The organism is bacterium, assembly GCA_030654305.1.
Lineage (GTDB): Bacteria > Krumholzibacteriota > Krumholzibacteriia > LZORAL124-64-63 > LZORAL124-64-63 > PNOJ01.
Genome location: JAURXS010000235.1, coordinates 1 through 1,928 on the forward strand (window position 1 = coordinate 1; position 1,928 = coordinate 1,928).

2 protein-coding genes are annotated in these 1,928 nt (G+C 71.9%); both read left to right on the forward strand.

What is annotated here, in order from left to right; translation table 11 throughout:
- Positions 1-122: 122 nt before the first annotated feature.
- Positions 123-1,559, forward strand: coding sequence for an MATE family efflux transporter (locus Q7W29_06545; protein MDO9171473.1), 1,437 nt, complete (start codon positions 123-125; stop codon positions 1,557-1,559).
- A gap of 103 nt (positions 1,560-1,662) precedes the next feature.
- On the forward strand, positions 1,663-1,928 hold a 266-nt coding region (locus tag Q7W29_06550), incomplete at its 3' end, for a hypothetical protein (protein MDO9171474.1).

The following is a 1,928-nucleotide window of genomic DNA, read 5'->3' on the forward strand; positions in this document are numbered from 1 at the left end:
TGCCAATCTAGTCGCGTTGGCCGCCGGGTGGCCAGGCGGGGATGCGGCTCCTGGCACACCGCCGGCCGATGTGCTTACTTGTGGCCTCGTCCGCCCCCGTCCCGAACCGATCGCGAGCCCCGATGCCCTCCTTCCTCGCCCGCCTGCGCGCCTCGGGGCTCCGCGAACCCGGCGGCGGCAACCCCATCCTGGAGGGGCCGGTCGACCGGACCCTGCTGGGCCTGAGCGTGCCGATGATCATGGCCATGGTCCTGGTCACGGCCTTCGGGCTGGTGGACATGCTCTACCTGGGGCGCTACTCGCGCGAGGCGATGGCGGCGGTGTCGCTGTCGTTCCCGATCGCCTACCTGATCCACTCGGTCGCCGGCGCGCTCGGCCAGGGGGCGACCTCGCTGGTCTCGCGCCTGATCGGCGGCGGCGACGAGCGGCAGCTGCGCAACTTCCTCTGGCACGCCCTGATCGTGATCGGGATCTTCGCGGCGATCATCACGCCGCTGGGCCTGCTGCTGGCGCCCGCCGCGCTGCGTCGCATGGGTGCGGAGCCCGGCGTCACCGAGGGCGCGATCCTCTACACGCAGGTGGCGTTCGCCTCGTCGGTGTTCTCGCTGCTGCCGATGGTGCTCAACTCCCTGTTCCGCGGCGAGGGCGACACGATCTACCCGTTCAAGGTCATGGCCGTGGCGCTCGCGCTGAACGTCGTGCTGGACCCCCTGTTCATCTTCGGGCCGGGCCCGTTCCCCGAGATGGGCGTGGCCGGCGCGGCGGTGACCACGGCCGTCAGCTTCCTGTTCGCCTCGCTGATGGTGCTGCGCGAGCTGCGCAACCCCCGCCGCCGCGTGCGGTACGACCGCACCGCGTGGTCGTGGAGCCCCGCCCTGCTGCGCGGCTGGGCCAACGTGTCGGCGCCCGCCTTCGTGGCCAACCTGTCGATGCCGCTGTCGGCCTACGTGATCACCGACATGCTCACCGGGTACGGCACCGACGCCATCGCCGCCTTCGGCGCCGGCACGCGCCTGCTGAGCTTCGTGTTCCTGCCGACGCTCGGCATCTCGATGAGCATGATGATCATGGTCGGCCAGAACCACGGGGCCGGCCGCCGCGACCGGGTCCGCGAGACGACCCTGCTGACGCTGCGCTACGCCCTGATCCTCATGGGCGTCCTCTCGTTGCCCGTGATCCTGTTCCCGGCCTGGGCGCTGCGGATCTTCACGGACGAGCCGACGGTCATCGCCGCCGGCGTCGGGCTGGCCCGCTGGGTGACCCTGGCGCGGCCGATGCTCAGCATCGTGAACATCACGGCCTTCTGGTTCCACGCCCAGGGCAACGGGATGATGGGCATGCTGCCGAACTTCGGCATGCGCGTGCTGCTGGAACCGGCCGGCGTCTGGGTGGGCCTGAAGCTGGGCGCGCTGGGCGGCGGCTGGCTGGGCATGGCCGCGGCGGACCTCGTCGGCGGCGTCCTGTGCCTGGCGCTGCTGTTCTGGCGCCTGGGCGCCTACATGCGCGACGCGCCGGCGCCGGTCCGGCCGGCGATCGCGCCGGGCGCGCCGTCCCGCTGATCCCGGCCTCCCCGCACGTTGCGGCGTTGACGCCCCGGGACCCTCCCGCTACGATCCCCGCCCGTACCCGTCGCGTTCCGCTACCGCGCAGGAGGTGCCGCGCATGTCCATGCTCTTCCTGGTCCTGGCCTGGGGCACGATCATCGGCTTCACCTGGTTCGCCTTCTCGCGCATCTTGAGGCTGGGCAAAAAGGCGGACCTGGCGGCCGCCGACGGCGGCGCGCGCGCGCAGTGGGGCACGCGCATCGGCCTGATCCTGGCCATGGCGGGCAACGCCATCGGGCTGGGCAACTTCCTGCGCTTCCCGCGCCAGGCGGCCGACAACGGCGGCGGCGCCTTCATGATCCCCTACTTCATCGCGCTGCTGCT